The following is a 14940-nucleotide window of genomic DNA, read 5'->3' on the forward strand; positions in this document are numbered from 1 at the left end:
AACATTATCATTGAATTCAAAAAAGCGCAAAATATTTGTGATGAGTTAGTGATTTGGTTAATTTTTTTCAATAAACAAAGAATATTTCGTCATATACTTATTCCATGAGAACATACGTTGAGCAGGCCTTAAAACTTAGAAAATGGGTAACGATTGGCCATCATATCCCAGGACGAATTAGATTAAAGTACAAGCTTGGTATCGTTGCTCAGCTTGCTAGTTTCCGTAAGAGTGATATTGAGAAGGTTGTTGCTTCAATACCTGCATTTACGAGTTATACCGTAAATAATGCGACAGGCAGTATTGTTATTGAATATGACTACTCGATTGTTAAATATCAGTCTATTGATGAGTTATTCTCAGAATCAGAGCAAATTGCAGAACGGGCATGTTATGCGATCGCCCAACAACTTAATTTAAATGGAGAGCGTTCGTGAGCGACTCAATAAATAATACAAATCCATATGAAGCTTACTACAAAGCTATGATGGATATGCAGATGGAAATGACGAAGATATATATGGCAAATATGCAAAATGGTGAAGTACCACCGATGCCGCCATTTCATAATTTTCCTCCGTTTCCACATCCAGGGTTATGTCATCCTTTTCAGATGCCGCCAGTAATGGGAGCTCATCCATATCATGGGATGCTTCCTCCTAATCACTGGCATCAACCAGGAATGATGCAACCAACACAAGAATCGCAGTCACCTGAACCATCAGAGGATCATCCTTTGTATGTACAAGCTCAAGCAATGCTTGATGGTGCTTTAGGTGAAGATGCCGGTACGTTTAAAGAAATTTTAGGGAGTTTTGGTATGAATGATAAAGAATTTTGGAAAGGCGCAATGGTTGGCGCTGCAGCGGCTCTACTTCTAAGTAATGAGAATGTAAGAGGAAAGCTGATGGGGCTAGTTTCAGGGGCTGGTAGTATGCTGAAATCTGGTGGCGAAAGTGTAAAAGAAGGCGCTATGAATACAGCTAGCACAGTAAAAGAAAATGTATCAACAGGTAGTGAAATTTTCAAAGAAACTTATGCAGCAGGAAAACAAGGTTTCCAAGAATCTGTAGAGCGTCATAAAACTGAGAGTGCTCCTACTTCAGATGATTCATCACAACCAGATGTAAAAACTAATGAGTAATGCAACGAATAATAGCAATGTTGCGAGTAGGGCTATGCTTGTTGGTGCTATTGCGGGTGGTAGTGCAACTGCCGTTAATCATTGGAAAGATTATAAAGCTGGTAATATCAACACAAACCAGATGACGGCTTCTGTTGCTAAATCGGCTATAAAAACGGCAGCAGTTGCAGGAGCCACAACTTATGTGGCTGAAAAAATGGCCGGTCGTCCAGCTCTTTCAATGTTGACAATTCTCAGTGTGGGGGCTGCTGGCCTCTATTTATTGGATCAAGTATCGGAATCTAAGAAATGAACAATAATCCTTTTTACGGTTATCCTTATTACGGGAATCAACAACCAAATCAGGTGGCAGATACACCAGTGGAACAACCATACAAGAAGCAAAATTCAAAAACACACTTTATGATGGGCTTAGCTGCTGGAGCTGCTGTCGCTTATCTATTAACAAACAAAAAGTTCCAACAAGGTGTTGCTAATACTGGTGAAAAAGCCTGGTCAGCAGTTCGAGGTGAGGTTGAAGAGCTTAAAGAGCGCTTAGAAGATACTCAAGCGGAACTAGAATATTATAGAAACCTACATAAAGGCGAGTAATGATTTCGATTCAGGTTAAGCATCACTTTCCAGGACGAATTCGTTTCAAGGTGCCATCACTAAGATTCCACCAAGGTGTCGGTAGCTGGATTGAAACCAGTTTATTAGCAATTCAAGGGATCAGCGATGTTCGTGTAAATGAGTCTGCTTATTCTGTTGTTATTGAGTACGATACACAGCTTCTTCATGCAAAGGTTGTTGAAGAAAGGCTAAATCAATTAGATTTATCTAACGCTACAATTGACAGTGATCCTGAACACAAATTCACTCGTGGTGATATTGCGATGAATGTGATTGGGACGATTGCTGCAGCACTTTTACCAAGTAAGTGGGGAACATTATCAACAGCAGTATTGATTGCTCCTACGTTGTTTGCTGGTGCTCGTGACCTGAAGGAAAAAAAGGTCTCGGTTGAAGTTCTTGATGCAATTGCTGTAGGCCTTTCTGCGTGGCGAAAAGACTATCGTACAGCGATGATGACACAGAGTCTGATTAGTCTTGGCGAATATATGGAGCAAAAAACTAGCCGAAATAGTGATCAATTATTGGCTGATTTGATGCGTCCACAGGAGTCGATCGTTTGGCGAATTCAAAACGGTACTCGCTCGCAAATCAATTCAACTGAATTAGAGGTCGCAGACGTTATAGAGCTCTCTCCTGGTGTTTCTATTCCTGTTGATGGAACCATAATTAAAGGTACCGCTTTAGTTAACCAGTCTTCATTAACTGGAGAGAACGTTCCTGTTCGTCGTGAAGAAGGGGCTTTTGTTTATTCGGGTACAAGTATTCATGAAGGTACCATTCAAGTTCGCGTAGACAAGGTTGGCAGTGAAGCTACAACTGCGAAAATTGCTAAACTTATTTATGATTCCTTGAGTGAAAAGAGCGAAATTCAGCAAGTTACCCAGGATATGGCTAACCGAAGAGTGAAAATCACTTTAGGTATTGGTGCCGCAGTATTTGCATTAACTCAAGATATTAATCGCGTTGCTTCTGTTTTTCTTGTCGATTATTCATGTGCTCTTAAACTCAGTACGCCTGTTACATTTAAGTCGATTATGTATCGAGCTGCTCAACAAGGGATCCTTTTTAAAGGAGGTAGCGCAATTGAGAAGCTGGTAAACATAGATACGTGCGTCTTTGATAAAACAGGAACACTGACTCATGGCGATATGCAAGTTACTGATGTTATTCCATTATGTGAATCTAACTCAGCAAGAGATCTATTAGCTATTGCTGCATCTGTTGAAGAGCATAGTAATCATCCTCTTTCTCAAGCTGTAGTAAACGCAGCAAAACATAACCAATTACCTCATATTGAACATGGGGAAGTTGAATATGTTATTGCTCATGGTTTAAGAAGTACTTTAAATGAACATGAGTTAGTGATGGGGAGTCGACATTTTTTAGAGGTTCATGAAAATGTCGATTTTTCATCTTTTGAGCAAATAATTAGAGAGTATGAAGCGAAAGGTCGTCATCTTATATTTATTTCGCATCAAAATATTCTCATTGGCATGATTGGACTTCGAGACCATTTACGCGAAGATGCACTTGAAACGCTAAGTATACTTCGTCAGTTTGGAGTCAAAGAGCTGATTATGGTGACCGGCGATAGCAAGTTTAAAGCGAGTATTCTCGCTGAAGAACTTAAGCTCGATCGTGTTTTTGCAGAAGCAGTACCATCTGAAAAATCTACAATTGTCGAGTCGCTACAAGCGTCAGGTAGAAAAGTCATGTTTGTTGGTGACGGGGTGAATGATGCTCCAGCATTAACCGCTGCTGATGTTGGCGTTGCTATGTGTCGAGGTACAGAATTGGCTAGACAGGTCGCTGATGTTGTCTTGCTACGTGACCAACTACATGGATTAGCAGAAGCTAAAGAGTTAGCAGATATCGCAATGAATGTTATTAACTCGAATATTAAGATTGCTGAGTACGTTAACAGTGGCATCATGCTAGCTGCAGCAATGGGATGGCTTAGTCCAACCATGAGTGCATTACTTCATAATGGCACAACGTTATCTATTTTAAGTCGCTCTGCTAGCTTAAAATACCAATAGCCTATCTATAATATTTAGCCCCTTCTCAGGGGCTAACATCCATCTACTTCTGCACCAACGGCTTTCCATGAATCTTCGCAAGTTCAGCTATCTTTCTATTGGCACTATTCGCAATCTCCAACAGTTCATCGACAGTAAATACATTTCCTTCTTGTAGTAGGGAAGGGAGTTTAGATTTACTGATGATGAACGCATCATTAGGAACAAGTTTGGATTCTATCGGTTGACCATTTTCAAATACGGTCAGTGTTCTGTGGCAAGGTAGAAAAGCAGATTGTTTCTTGAGTTGTTCAGCCATCAAATTAAACGCAGTGATGTAAGCTTCTTTTATGACAGCTGCTCTCTTTCCAGTAAACCCCATCACTAAAAACATAAAGCCGTCTTTGGTCATTTGGTAGTACTTAGAATCTCGAATTGCATTGTTTCCAATATCGAGTTTTCGAACATGGGCGTAAAAATGCGCTGATGTAAAAATCTCTGAGCAATCAAGGGTTTCAATCTTTCTTAATATGTCTTTATGTTGCTTGTGGAAGTGCTTTGAAATAGACATGGAATCAGTGACAAGATCATTGTCAGGAGAGAGAAAAACAAGATCTGAGGGACTAAGTTGGGCAATTGATAATACATTTTGACTAGGCATAATAGCCTCCTGTAGTGATTATCTATTATCACCACTCAGAGGTCTCAATCACTGGGTGGTGAACTGAGCAAGGTTGAGACTACCGCCTACAGGAAACGGCCTATCCGAAGATAGCCTCACTCAGCCCACCATAATTCAGATGTGCAAGAGCGCCGCAATAAAAAACCAGCATATGCTGGCGTTATTACGCCTGTAGATCATACGGGGTCTCAATCCCGACATTAGATTTTGCTAATGCTTTCACATAATAGGGTAGTGATAAGAAAGGTGTCAATAGTGACTTTATCTAATTGTTATGTTTTGGGCAAATTGTATAAATCAACATCAACAGTTTGACTTTTCAGTACGTTGAGAAAAATAGAAGTTAAAAAACGTTATCAATGTCATGATATCGAGTTGTTAAATACAATATCATTGTACGGTTTTATAGGCATGAGAAAGTATATTTTTAAAATTACGAAATAGTTCTTATTTTATATTGAACATTAAATATATTTTTTATCTGCACGGATATTAGCAAAGATCTCTCTATAATATCAAAAAGGAATTTATAGATAGCGGATTCATGATTGTATATTCATTTTTAATATTAAAGAAAAGAATTTATCTGCATTTATCCTTTTATGGAATGAAAATGAATATGCATTTAAGTACACGATAAGTTAGATATAGGCAAATTTTTGATGAATGATAATGCAATAAAGAAAGTCTTCAAATGCTCTTATGATATGCCATCGACAAAAGAACATACGATAGATGCTGAACTTTTAGGAAACACTATTTTAAGCTTAGCAAAAGTTATAAAAACATCGAATAGGTTAGTTAATGGTGAAGATGCCAATATTAAATTAAATGTTAAAGCCCATGAAGAAGGATCATTTGTTGTTGAGTTTGTAGCATGGGTTAATCAGAATGGATTAGATATTTTAGACATTTTAGGTATTACAATGGGTACGCCAATTATTGGTGGAACAGTTTTTGGAGCTTTAGAGCAAATAAAAGACAATAAAATAATTGCCAAAATAAAAAAGAAAGACCAGCAATATCAATTACAACTTAGTAATGGATCATTTGTCGAATGTACGGAACAAGTGGCCGATATTGTAACAGACCCTATTGTTAGAAGTGATTTGGCGAAAGTGATCAATAACCCATTATCTGGTGATAAAGATAGTAAATTCATTTTAAAAGATGAAAATAATCAACCTATATTAAGTGTTGATGGAGAGTCTGCTCAAAGTTTTCAGTCGATTCCTCGTACGACACTAGAAGAAGTAATTAATGATGTAAAACAAGTGACAATTCATTTTTCTCAGGTAAACTTCGACGGCCCTACAGGATGGAAATGTGCACTACCATCTGGAGAAATTGTATCTGTTAGAATGCGAGATACTGCATTTCGTGATCGTATTAACAAAGGTTATGAAGAATTTTCAAAAACAAAACCTTCTTTAGTTAAATTATTGACAGTTGAAAAAAAGAAAGCAGATGGTTCTGTAACTATTAGCTATTATATTGAAGAGATGATACGGCAGTTAGGTAAAAATGGTTAGTTATGAATAATGTTCTCACAGTTTCAGAATCGATAATAGTAGTTATAGGTAGCATAATGGCTTGGCCTTGGCTATTCACTATGTCTCGCTCTTTTGGACGTGCGCTCATCGTAGCAATTTACCCTAAAAAAAGTGTTATTTTGGAGATTGAAGAAGAAGATGGTTCAATCGTTAGAAAAACAGTTAAGTTATCCAGTGATGAAGAATTAGTTAAGATGATTTTATCACATGAAAAGATAAGGGTTATGGATTAATGGGTGAGTTAACACATGAAACCCCTGTTTCTCAAAATAAACCAAACCTCAACCCTAGTCTTTCTGTCGGAGGACTATCAACAGTCCTCATCGTTATTGCTAATCAAATTGTATCTGCACATTATCCTAGTATAAACAAAGAATTAATAGCTTCTGTTATTCCTATACTAGTTGGAGTCTTATTCTGGTTATCGCAAGTTTTTTGTGCATGGTTTGGTTATGGAACAATCGCAGAATTAAAGACTGAACGGCAACTAGATAAAAGAATAAAATTTCTTGAGAAAAGGCTGAAGAAAGCTCGTACTAGTAATCGGGACCCTCAGTGGATAGCGGAATTAGAAAAACAATTACTTGATACTGAAATGGCTAGAGTTAAGGTATCATAAATTATTGTTTTTTCTGATTATTGTCATAAATATTAAGCGTCATTAATGGCGCTTTTTTTAATCTGTTCAATCTATTCTGTTTCATCATGTATACTTTTAGATGCGCTGTTTTTCTGAACCGAAGCCACGCCGCTTTCTGCTGCCAACTTGCTAGAATACATCTCACTGCGGGCGATCACTTATCCATTTGCTGCTTTGAGCATAAACCAATACGGCTACGCGATGTCATGAATTTCAAAGTAATCCATATTTATCTGCCTTTTAGCTTAATAACATCATTTAACTATATGATAGGCCACAGATGATTCAAAAAGTCACAACTTGATATTATGCACAATTAATGGCTTTTTAATCATTTGATGATTTCTAAGAGCTAGATTAAATGTATGGAATAAAAAGGTATGAAATGCCAAATCTTAAACTTCCATAATCTGACGTTTTCTAGCTGATGTTTTGAGTTAAAATCTAGGGATTTCATGGGGCGCTAAATGGGGCGTTTTGAGTCCATGGGGCAGTAAATGGGGCGATATTTTGACCTTTTTAGGCTTAAAAATATCACCCCAAATACAGTGTAACTCTATGAATTTAATTAAAAAGTTAAGAAATACATAAAGTTGTGTTTTTTGCTAACTTTTCGTAAATGATGAAAACTCAGTTTAGTAATACTGAATGATGTTTTTTTGTCTAATTTATCCATAACATTGCTTAACATGTTCAAGTACATCTTTGTACGGGTAATGCTCTAATTGGGCAAAGCCTTTTAGACTTTTGGCTTTTATCGTCGTGTGGATCGGAGAAGCCATTCCGGTTAAAAAGCGACTTAAAACACTGGCTTCTGGTTGTTCATTACATTTGGCTATAAATTCATCACACCATTGCGTTATTTTTCGATTATCTATCGGTTCCGCTAACACGATTGCGGGCAAAGTTGCGGTTTTCCCTCTACATACGGAACAGTGATGACACTGCTTAGGAGCGTTTTCGTCACCGAAGTATTGAGCAAGTTTATAGCTTAGACACTCTTTGCTTTCGAAAAATCCTATCATTTCATCAATGCGGTTGATCTCATTATTTTCTTTATTATGAAAAAGGTCATACAAGGCCTTGGCTTCATCTTCTATGTTAAATGAGCTGTGTGTGATTTTATACACGTCGGTCATTTGCTTACTTTCTAGGGTCAACCAACCTTTTTGTGCAAGATAATCCATCGCAGCCACAACGCGTTGTCTTTCACACTGATAGAGTTGCCATAACGCAGTAAAATCTAGTGTATGCCATACTTTTGCTTTAGGCGAACATGAGAATATGGCTTGTAAAAACTGTAAACGTTCGCCTTCAAAATGTTGCAAGATATCATTGACTGGAATGTTGAATTTAAAGCGATACTCAGCGTAATAACTGTATACGGGCTCGATAATATTACGAATTTCTAGATAAACGAGTAGCGTCTTTAATGGCAATAATCGAATATTACTATCTCTCGATAGACGGTTGATCATCACTTCCCAATGCTGCTCTGCCTGTGCTATTTCGCTTAACACTTTAATGATGGCACTTTGTTCTGGAGTATCGCCATAGATAAAGTTTTCCAAAACATTTAGGCCCGATTTATTCGCAATAACAGTGCAGGTTGACTGCTGACCATCACGTCCTGCTCGGCCAATCTCTTGGCTGTAGTTTTCAATTGACTTAGGTAAATCAAAGTGAATAACTTGGCGAATATTTGATTTATCAATACCCATGCCAAAAGCAATGGTAGCAACAATACAGTCGATTTTACCCTGCATAAATTGTTGCTGAATATCATTACGTCGCTCACTGCTCATGCCGGCATGGTAGGCATGAGCATGGATATGGTGACGTTCGAGTTCTTCAGCAAGCCATTCTGCGGTATTTTGCAAAGTGACATAAATAATTGTTGGACCTTGATTTTGATCGTTCGCAATTTGATTTAACAAACTTGAGAATTTCTCATCTTCTTCTGATGTAAGAATGTTGAGATCTAAATTAGGACGATAAAAGCCTGTTACTACAATATTCTCTTTTTCGATGCCAAATTTTAGTTGCATATCATCGATAACAGCGGGTGTTGCCGTTGCTGTTAATAGTAGCACTTGAGGAATATTGAGTGCCTTTTGGTATTCAGGTAATTTCAAATAGTCAGGACGAAAATTATGTCCCCATTCAGAAATACAGTGAGCTTCATCTATAACCAGTAATGAAATCGGAACATGTGAGATAAATTGTCGAAATCGTTCGTTTTTTAGGCGTTCAACAGAAATCATTAAAATTTTGATATCACCTTGTCGAACTTGTTGCATGATATTTTGACTTTCATCCCATGTTTGGCTTGAGTCAATTGATGCCGCTGCGATACCTTTGCTTTGAAGGAAATCAACTTGATCTTTCATTAGTGCCAATAGCGGCGAAATGACCAAAGTAAGATGAGGGAGAAGCAAAGCTGGTAGTTGATAACATAAAGATTTGCCTGAACCTGTCGGAAAGATGGCAGCACTTGAATGTCCATCTAAAACTCGGGAAATCACATCATCTTGCCCTTGTCGCAGTTGAGCAAATCCAAAGACTTTTTCTAATGTTTGTAAGTACATAATTCAGACACTCTGTATTTTTTTCTTATCCTACCTTATTCCTCGGGTGTTGGGCATACCTGCACAAAAAATGTGATCGTTTTATAACTATTTCTGTTGTTTTATGAACGCTATTTTGGGGTAGTGTTAGATTCATCGAGAATAATTGGACCAGAAATGAGGTGGAAATTTGAAGCTTGTGCAGTTCATGGTTGAATTCAGGGATTATGTCTAACAGAAATATATTTATGTCTATTATTGAGCGCTTAGGTTTATATCATGAGTCGTAACTGACTCTTTTATTATTACTATCGAGATGTTTTGTGATATCACTCATGAGTGCTGAAAATTGCTTTTAAGTTAATCTCTCTGTTGCAGATAAAACAGAGAATTTATTTTTAAGTGATATATGTATGCAGTGGTTTAAAAATTTATCTTTCCGTTGGAAATTTGCTATTCCAATGGCGTTTATCGTTAGTATTTTTCTATTGATTATTGGCTTTGCATTAGTTGTTTTTAGTAATGTTGCAGAGTCTGAGCGAATACAGAGAGCGGAGGTCCAACCGGTTCTTGATAAACTTGAAGATGGATATCGCGATCTCTACCAAGTTGTGACTGCTGGTCAGGGTATTATTTTGGCAAAAGGTGATGCTAAACTATTGGCATATCATCAATTTGAGTTTGAGGACAATGGTAGTAAAGCTTTACCTCGTTTAATGTCAGTACAAGAGCTAATTGATTCAAAGTTCTTACCAACCTCGACCCAAAGCCAATTATCACAATTGCGTTCAACTTATGAAGCTTGGATCCAGCATTATTCTTATATGGCTGATAATCCTATGTTGGCAGAATCCTATAGTCGAGAGAATGATGCTCAAATGAATAAAGAGTTTGAGCAGTTAAGATCTCAACTAAAAGGTATTCGAGGACAAATAGAGTCATCATTAACTGAACTTCGTCAAAGTATTGAATCTGATATTCGTCAAGCGGTACTGTCGCTTCAGATCGGTGGTTTTATCGCATTGATGCTGGCTATAGTTGTTGTATTAGGTGTTGGACAAGTGGTTCTTGCTCCTATGCAGCGCTTGCGTATTGCAATGGAAAATATTGCAACAGGTGATGGGGATCTAACTCAACGAGTACCTGTGGAATCTAGTGATGAATTAGGGCAGTTAGCGACATCATTCAACCAATTCGTTGATAAAATTCATGTTACAGTTCAAGCCGTTTACCAAACCATTAATACGGTTAGTTCACAAGCTGTTCAAATCAAAGATACGACTCAAACGGTAGTTGAAAGAGTTGTTGATCAGCAGGAACAGAGTGCACTTGCCGCCACTGCTGTAAATGAGATGAGTGCAACAAGTGATACGGTTAGCCAGCATGCAAGTGAAGCGGCTCAAGCAAGCCAATTGGTTTCTGATGAATCTAATGCTGCTAAAGTTGTACTTCATCAAACGGTGGCTGCTATTAATCAACTTTCTGAAGAGATTGAATCCTCAAGTATTGTGATTAGTGATCTTGAACGAGATGTAAGTAATATTGCCTCTATACTTGATGTTATTCGAGGCATTGCTGATCAAACTAATCTGCTCGCTTTAAATGCTGCCATTGAAGCGGCTCGAGCAGGAGAGCAAGGTCGTGGTTTTGCTGTTGTGGCTGATGAAGTTCGCTCTTTAGCCAGTAAAACACAGGAAAGTACTGGCGAGATCCAGATTATGATTGAGCGTCTTCAGCAAGGTGCAAATCAAGCAGTGAAAGCAATGTCTTTGAGTAGTCAAAGTGGTATTGCAACTGTTGAGCAAGCTAATAATGCTAATCGTTCACTAGAGAGTATTACTGATTCTATTAATGTTGTGAATGAAATGAATTTGCAAATAGCAACAGCGGCTACTCAACAGAGCCAAGTTAGTGAGGATATAAATCTTAATATTCAAAAGATTGCTGATAATAGCCAAGATGTGGTTGTTAGCTCAAATCAGTGTCACGATATTATTCAAGACTTAGCAACTAAGTGTGAGCAATTAGATACATTAATTCGACAATTTAAAGTGTAGCATTAATAGGAAATAGGGCGGTTCATCATTCTAAGATAAACCGCCTTGTTTATTCTTTTAGTTACTATGCTCTGTTACCGCAGGTGCAATATAGGCTTTTGTTCCCCAAAGAGGTACAGTCGATAAACTGTGTTTAAAACTGCCTGAGGTCTCTTTAGTTGAGTAGCTTAAGTACATAAGAGTCTGATGTTCAGCATCAAATATTCGACGAATTTTCATCGACTTAAAGAAGATACTCTTAGATTTTTTAAAGACAACTTCCCCTGATTTTGATTTATCAATTTGAGCGATCATTTCGGGGGTGATTTCGCCCGTTTGACGACAAGAAATTGATGAGTCTGATGGATCGGCTAGACTTAAGTTTGCTTCAATACTTGCAATATGACATGTCACTCCAGGAACATCAGGGTCTACAAGAGAATTTAGTTTGATGTCTTTAGTTGTAAAAGCACCTAAAGAAACATCACCCACTTCATCACCTCCACAGCCACTTAGTAGAGTTGTTGCAGCAATAAGGGTTGCAATTAACGGCGCTTTTTTCATATTTATCTCCAAATAATACAAGCTATTGGTTTATCTTAATATTTATAGTGTGATTTTGCGTCAGATTTTAGTGAATTAGCTCTACTTGCTCGATATTTTGACATAAAAACTTTAAATTAACAAAAAATCAACATAGTATAAAAGTGTGACTGTAAAAAAGGTGCAATGAAATGCGATAAAAAAAGTAATCAATTTGGAGGGGGCTATGTCTAATGTATTAAAGTTTCCTGTGCAAGAACCACGCAGAGAACCCACTGAACTTGAAAAGATGGTAGAGCAAGAGCTGGTTGATCTCGGAGCTGATGTAGAGATGGCTCGAACCATTACTCAGCGAATGGAACGTTTTTTAGAGTTGGCTGCTTTTGAATTTGATATGCGGATGAAAGTATCGAAAGAGTGCTTGGATGAAATGAACCAGAATGTTTTTCCTGTTATTTCTGAAATGCAAGCCTCGGTACAAGAGACAATGAGTGAGATTTTAACTGAACGAGTTATGCATGAAATTCAGTTGTATAATCTTGAGCTTAAAGCGGGTCGTTAATATTTGAGAATATACGATAATGGATAGGGTTGCAGATTAAAGCCGTTGGGAGGATAAAACCAACGGCTTTGTTGTTTCTATGGTAAAGGTTATTAATACGGGACTTATTTGTTTATATCGCTGGGGTATAACTTTTCGGCTTTACTGCCTAGAGCCCAAAAACTGATAGCGAGTAGAGCAAAGAAAATGGTTTTATGCATGCTATCCCAAAAGTATTCAAAGAATCGGGTGTATAAGTTAATCAGTAAAAATGTAATACCAAAGCTGCGATATAACACTTGATTGTGTTTAATACCGAAATAGATAGCGCCCAGACAGCCAAAAATTGAGAAAGCTGCCCATTGTATAAGCTCTATTTGTGGTGTTTTTTGCCATAAGTTGATTTCTGAGTAGTTACCAAAAATCGAGAGGAGCCATAAAGCGAAGAAACTGTACAGCAAACCCATAAATAAGGTGGAATCTTGTAAATATGGTTGGCGTTCTTTTTGCCAATGACCAAATGCAAGTATAACAGCACCAAAAAAGACGAATCGTAATGGAATATTAGTACCTAAAAAGTAGTGTTCAGAGCTGCTCCATAGATCGGTTTGGAGTAAATACCATAATCCTGCTCCAATGAGAAAGAATAACCAGATAAGTATGGATCTAAGTTGAAAGCCCAGGAAGCCATAAATAAGGGTGGGAGCCAAAATAAACCAAGTATCACTCCACTGATTAAATGTTGATGTTTCATGTAAAAAGCCGAAGGAAACGGCTGTCATGAGAACTCCAAAAAAGAAGATAGCTTCATTACTGATGTTTTTACTGGGATTAAGGCGACGACGGCGGATCCCAAATCCATAGAACATAGTAGCGATTAGCGCAGATAGTAGTGCAAGAATACTGGCTGGCGTATCAATAATTTTTGCGATTAATGACATTAAGTAATCATCTGCAACAAGCACACTGACAGAGATGACAAAACATGAAATAGCGATCCAAAATGAGTAAACAGCTAATAATTTCCAATCAAAACCAATAATTTCATAACTGACTGCTAGCTGTTTAGCTTGTTCATCATCAATTAATCCTTTTTTATGCCAATGAGAAAGGGTTTGGTCTAAAAATTGTGCTTGGCGTTTGGTTATTTTCATAGTGACGGTCGCTTTGCTAAACACTGGCGGCATAGACATTGGTTATGAGATGTCTGTTTACGTGTCTCAATTTTTTTTACATCTAGATCAAAACACCAACACGTTTCATCTTCTGCTTTACACCCACAGTAAGTTGGTTGTTGGCACTGAGGGCAGGTGTGCGTATATCTAACCCCTCGAATTTGGAGGATCTTTATCTCTTGTTGTTCCTCGGTTAAAGCTGACCACTGCTGAATTTCAGCTTTTGTTCTGCCACAACCTATACAGATGCCATTTTTCAATTTACACACACCGATGCATGGAGTTTTCATAGATACCGTTATCGCTTTTTATTCAGGTCTCTAATAATACTAAAAAGAGATGTTCTTGTATGGATTTCTCTTCTTAATTACTGGTGCTGAGTTTTGGGTTATTTCGTTTCAATATGGCTTTTTGTTAGTACGCATTCATAATAATCAAGCTGTTCTTTATGATTATTATGTAGACGTTCGACAGAGTTTTTGTACTCCATTCCTATCTTTTTCATAACTTTGCCAGATGATGGTTCACGATGTAGATGGCGTGCGTAGAGATAATGAAGTTCTAAGTCACGACTCGCATATTCCTTTACAGCCAAAGCCGCTTCTGTACAAAACCCATTCCCCCAATAAGGGACTCCTATCCAAAAACCAATTTGTGCGTGGTTATCTTTGATATGTTCTAGACCTACGCAACCGATGAGTTTGTTTGATTGTTTTTCCACAATGGCGAACATAATGGATGTTTTTGCTTGCCACCCGGCTAAATGAACGCCAATCCACTGTCCTGCCATTCCATCATGATAAGGGTGAGGTACCGATAGTGTTTTATTTGCAATACTGAAGTCTCCGGCAAGGTGCTGAATCTTGGTAGAATCTGATAATTCTAAGGGGCGCAGTAATAAACGAGGTGTTTCTAATAACGGTTGGTGAAGAGACATAAAACCTCCAAGATTAAGTCGCTTCTTTCATTTAAAGAGAATTAACAGTTTTACTCTAGTTGTAAGATCAATTTTTTGACATATAGCATGAGGAAAGTATTCAAAATGGGATCTTAAAGGCTCTTTTTATCGTGGTATTCCATATTGAGATTAAAATCTATTTCCATATTCTTCAAAGGGTTAAGGGTTTCTTAAAATTAAAGTATGCTTTTTGTTCAAAAAATAGTTGCTAAGTTTATTAAAGCTACTTATATTAGGCAGGTTGATATAAGTCGTAAGGTGAAAATTAGCACTGTAAGCCTATCTAGCTTTAACCGTCACTGAAGTTAAGAACATCACTCCACGCAACATATCACATTTCTAAAAATAAACTTTAAGTAGAAACTTGAAACTTTTAATTAGTTCTACGGTCTCACTTAAAGTAAACGTAAGCTGTTAGTCTCATTGTCATGAATATGTCATTAGAGTTTATTTAAACAGTAACAATAA

The 14940-nt window shown here is 37.5% G+C and carries 17 protein-coding genes; 10 read left to right on the plus strand and 7 right to left on the minus strand.

Annotated elements, in window-relative coordinates; translation table 11 throughout:
• The first annotated feature begins 104 nt into the window (after window positions 1-104).
• Genes CTN07_RS08060 through CTN07_RS08080 form a run of 5 tightly spaced genes read left to right on the plus strand, consistent with a single transcriptional unit; the run spans window position 105 to window position 3798 of the window.
• Window positions 105-437, plus strand: a complete 333-nt coding sequence (locus CTN07_RS08060; protein WP_080551776.1) for an HMA2 domain-containing protein — start codon at window positions 105-107, stop codon at window positions 435-437.
• The gene (locus CTN07_RS08065; RefSeq protein ID WP_005305680.1) at window positions 434-1144 is read left to right on the plus strand and encodes a YtxH domain-containing protein; all 711 of its coding nucleotides are present in this window, start codon (window positions 434-436) and stop codon (window positions 1142-1144) included. Before CTN07_RS08060 ends, CTN07_RS08065 begins: the two co-directional genes overlap by 4 nt.
• On the plus strand, window positions 1137-1436 hold the full coding sequence (locus CTN07_RS08070) for a magnetosome protein MamC family protein (protein ID WP_036765796.1): 300 nt from the start codon (window positions 1137-1139) through the stop codon (window positions 1434-1436). The genes CTN07_RS08065 and CTN07_RS08070 overlap by 8 nt, the downstream gene beginning before the upstream one ends.
• Window positions 1433-1735: a YtxH domain-containing protein gene (locus CTN07_RS08075; RefSeq protein ID WP_036765794.1), complete on the plus strand. Its 303-nt coding sequence runs from the start codon at window positions 1433-1435 to the stop codon at window positions 1733-1735. The genes CTN07_RS08070 and CTN07_RS08075 overlap by 4 nt, the downstream gene beginning before the upstream one ends.
• Window positions 1735-3798 (plus strand): heavy metal translocating P-type ATPase, encoded by a 2064-nt coding sequence (locus tag CTN07_RS08080; protein ID WP_005305674.1) that lies wholly within the window; start codon window positions 1735-1737, stop codon window positions 3796-3798. The genes CTN07_RS08075 and CTN07_RS08080 overlap by 1 nt, the downstream gene beginning before the upstream one ends.
• A gap of 43 nt (window positions 3799-3841) precedes the next feature.
• Here the strand turns inward: CTN07_RS08080 and CTN07_RS08085 are convergent, their stop codons facing one another.
• Window positions 3842-4438 (minus strand): Rha family transcriptional regulator, encoded by a 597-nt coding sequence (locus tag CTN07_RS08085; protein ID WP_005305671.1) that lies wholly within the window; start codon window positions 4436-4438, stop codon window positions 3842-3844.
• Between the two features lie 683 nt (window positions 4439-5121).
• Here CTN07_RS08085 and CTN07_RS08090 point away from each other — a divergent pair.
• From CTN07_RS08090 to CTN07_RS08100, 3 genes are read left to right on the plus strand one after another with little or no spacing between them, the layout of a single operon-like run.
• Window positions 5122-5991, plus strand: a complete 870-nt coding sequence (locus CTN07_RS08090) for an LAPAL motif-containing putative phage structural protein (protein ID WP_005305668.1) — start codon at window positions 5122-5124, stop codon at window positions 5989-5991.
• Window positions 5992-6047: 56 nt separating this feature from the next.
• Entirely contained in the window at window positions 6048-6245 is a 198-nt protein-coding gene (locus CTN07_RS08095; protein WP_036765792.1) for a hypothetical protein, read from the plus strand.
• Window positions 6245-6631 (plus strand): hypothetical protein, encoded by a 387-nt coding sequence (locus tag CTN07_RS08100; protein WP_036765791.1) that lies wholly within the window; start codon window positions 6245-6247, stop codon window positions 6629-6631. The genes CTN07_RS08095 and CTN07_RS08100 overlap by 1 nt, the downstream gene beginning before the upstream one ends.
• Before the next feature lie 71 nt (window positions 6632-6702).
• Here the strand turns inward: CTN07_RS08100 and CTN07_RS23225 are convergent, their stop codons facing one another.
• Together CTN07_RS23225 and CTN07_RS08110 are read right to left on the minus strand one after the other, a co-directional pair.
• The gene (locus CTN07_RS23225; RefSeq protein ID WP_197574034.1) at window positions 6703-6810 is read right to left on the minus strand and encodes a YegP family protein; all 108 of its coding nucleotides are present in this window, start codon (window positions 6808-6810) and stop codon (window positions 6703-6705) included.
• Window positions 6811-7320: 510 nt separating this feature from the next.
• Window positions 7321-9240 (minus strand): RecQ family ATP-dependent DNA helicase, encoded by a 1920-nt coding sequence (locus CTN07_RS08110; RefSeq protein ID WP_005305666.1) that lies wholly within the window; start codon window positions 9238-9240, stop codon window positions 7321-7323.
• Window positions 9241-9632: 392 nt separating this feature from the next.
• Between CTN07_RS08110 and CTN07_RS08115 the strand changes: the two genes are divergently transcribed.
• On the plus strand, window positions 9633-11276 hold the full coding sequence (locus CTN07_RS08115; RefSeq protein WP_005305663.1) for a methyl-accepting chemotaxis protein: 1644 nt from the start codon (window positions 9633-9635) through the stop codon (window positions 11274-11276).
• Window positions 11277-11333: 57 nt separating this feature from the next.
• On the opposite strand, the gene CTN07_RS08120 is transcribed toward CTN07_RS08115, so the two are convergent.
• Entirely contained in the window at window positions 11334-11819 is a 486-nt protein-coding gene (locus tag CTN07_RS08120) for a CreA family protein (RefSeq protein ID WP_036765789.1), read from the minus strand.
• A gap of 205 nt (window positions 11820-12024) precedes the next feature.
• On the opposite strand from CTN07_RS08120, the gene CTN07_RS08125 reads away from it, so the two are divergent.
• Window positions 12025-12360 carry a hypothetical protein gene (locus tag CTN07_RS08125; protein ID WP_036765788.1) on the plus strand — a complete coding sequence of 112 codons (336 nt, stop codon included), beginning with the start codon at window positions 12025-12027 and terminating at the stop codon, window positions 12358-12360.
• Between the two features lie 104 nt (window positions 12361-12464).
• Here CTN07_RS08125 and CTN07_RS08130 read toward each other — a convergent pair whose 3' ends face one another.
• From CTN07_RS08130 to CTN07_RS08140, 3 genes are all read right to left on the minus strand, one after another.
• A complete protein-coding gene (locus CTN07_RS08130; protein WP_005305660.1) occupies window positions 12465-13493 on the minus strand; it encodes a hypothetical protein in 1029 nt (342 codons plus the stop codon).
• A complete protein-coding gene (locus CTN07_RS23315) occupies window positions 13490-13804 on the minus strand; it encodes a DUF1289 domain-containing protein (protein ID WP_036765787.1) in 315 nt (104 codons plus the stop codon). The genes CTN07_RS08130 and CTN07_RS23315 overlap by 4 nt, the downstream gene beginning before the upstream one ends.
• A gap of 98 nt (window positions 13805-13902) precedes the next feature.
• Complete coding sequence (locus tag CTN07_RS08140) at window positions 13903-14451, minus strand: GNAT family N-acetyltransferase (protein ID WP_005305657.1); 549 nt, start codon at window positions 14449-14451, stop codon at window positions 13903-13905.
• Window positions 14452-14940 lie beyond the last annotated feature (489 nt).

It is taken from the genome of Photobacterium damselae, from assembly GCF_003026815.1.
GTDB lineage: Bacteria > Pseudomonadota > Gammaproteobacteria > Enterobacterales > Vibrionaceae > Photobacterium > Photobacterium damselae.

What these genes read in the sequence shown, in the direction of transcription:
- CTN07_RS08140 (WP_005305657.1), bottom strand. Translation starts at nt 14,451, where the DNA reads ATGTCTCTTCACCAACCGTTATTAGAAACACCTCGTTTATTACTGCGC.
- CTN07_RS08110 (WP_005305666.1), bottom strand. Translation starts at nt 9,240, where the DNA reads ATGTACTTACAAACATTAGAAAAAGTCTTTGGATTTGCTCAACTGCGA.
- CTN07_RS23315 (WP_036765787.1), bottom strand. Translation starts at nt 13,804, where the DNA reads ATGAAAACTCCATGCATCGGTGTGTGTAAATTGAAAAATGGCATCTGT.
- CTN07_RS08125 (WP_036765788.1), top strand. Translation starts at nt 12,025, where the DNA reads ATGTCTAATGTATTAAAGTTTCCTGTGCAAGAACCACGCAGAGAACCC.
- CTN07_RS08080 (WP_005305674.1), top strand. Translation starts at nt 1,735, where the DNA reads ATGATTTCGATTCAGGTTAAGCATCACTTTCCAGGACGAATTCGTTTC.
- CTN07_RS08085 (WP_005305671.1), bottom strand. Translation starts at nt 4,438, where the DNA reads ATGCCTAGTCAAAATGTATTATCAATTGCCCAACTTAGTCCCTCAGAT.
- CTN07_RS08090 (WP_005305668.1), top strand. Translation starts at nt 5,122, where the DNA reads ATGAATGATAATGCAATAAAGAAAGTCTTCAAATGCTCTTATGATATG.
- CTN07_RS08060 (WP_080551776.1), top strand. Translation starts at nt 105, where the DNA reads ATGAGAACATACGTTGAGCAGGCCTTAAAACTTAGAAAATGGGTAACG.
- CTN07_RS08095 (WP_036765792.1), top strand. Translation starts at nt 6,048, where the DNA reads ATGGCTTGGCCTTGGCTATTCACTATGTCTCGCTCTTTTGGACGTGCG.
- CTN07_RS08075 (WP_036765794.1), top strand. Translation starts at nt 1,433, where the DNA reads ATGAACAATAATCCTTTTTACGGTTATCCTTATTACGGGAATCAACAA.
- CTN07_RS08120 (WP_036765789.1), bottom strand. Translation starts at nt 11,819, where the DNA reads ATGAAAAAAGCGCCGTTAATTGCAACCCTTATTGCTGCAACAACTCTA.
- CTN07_RS08115 (WP_005305663.1), top strand. Translation starts at nt 9,633, where the DNA reads ATGCAGTGGTTTAAAAATTTATCTTTCCGTTGGAAATTTGCTATTCCA.
- CTN07_RS08070 (WP_036765796.1), top strand. Translation starts at nt 1,137, where the DNA reads ATGAGTAATGCAACGAATAATAGCAATGTTGCGAGTAGGGCTATGCTT.
- CTN07_RS08100 (WP_036765791.1), top strand. Translation starts at nt 6,245, where the DNA reads ATGGGTGAGTTAACACATGAAACCCCTGTTTCTCAAAATAAACCAAAC.
- CTN07_RS08130 (WP_005305660.1), bottom strand. Translation starts at nt 13,493, where the DNA reads ATGAAAATAACCAAACGCCAAGCACAATTTTTAGACCAAACCCTTTCT.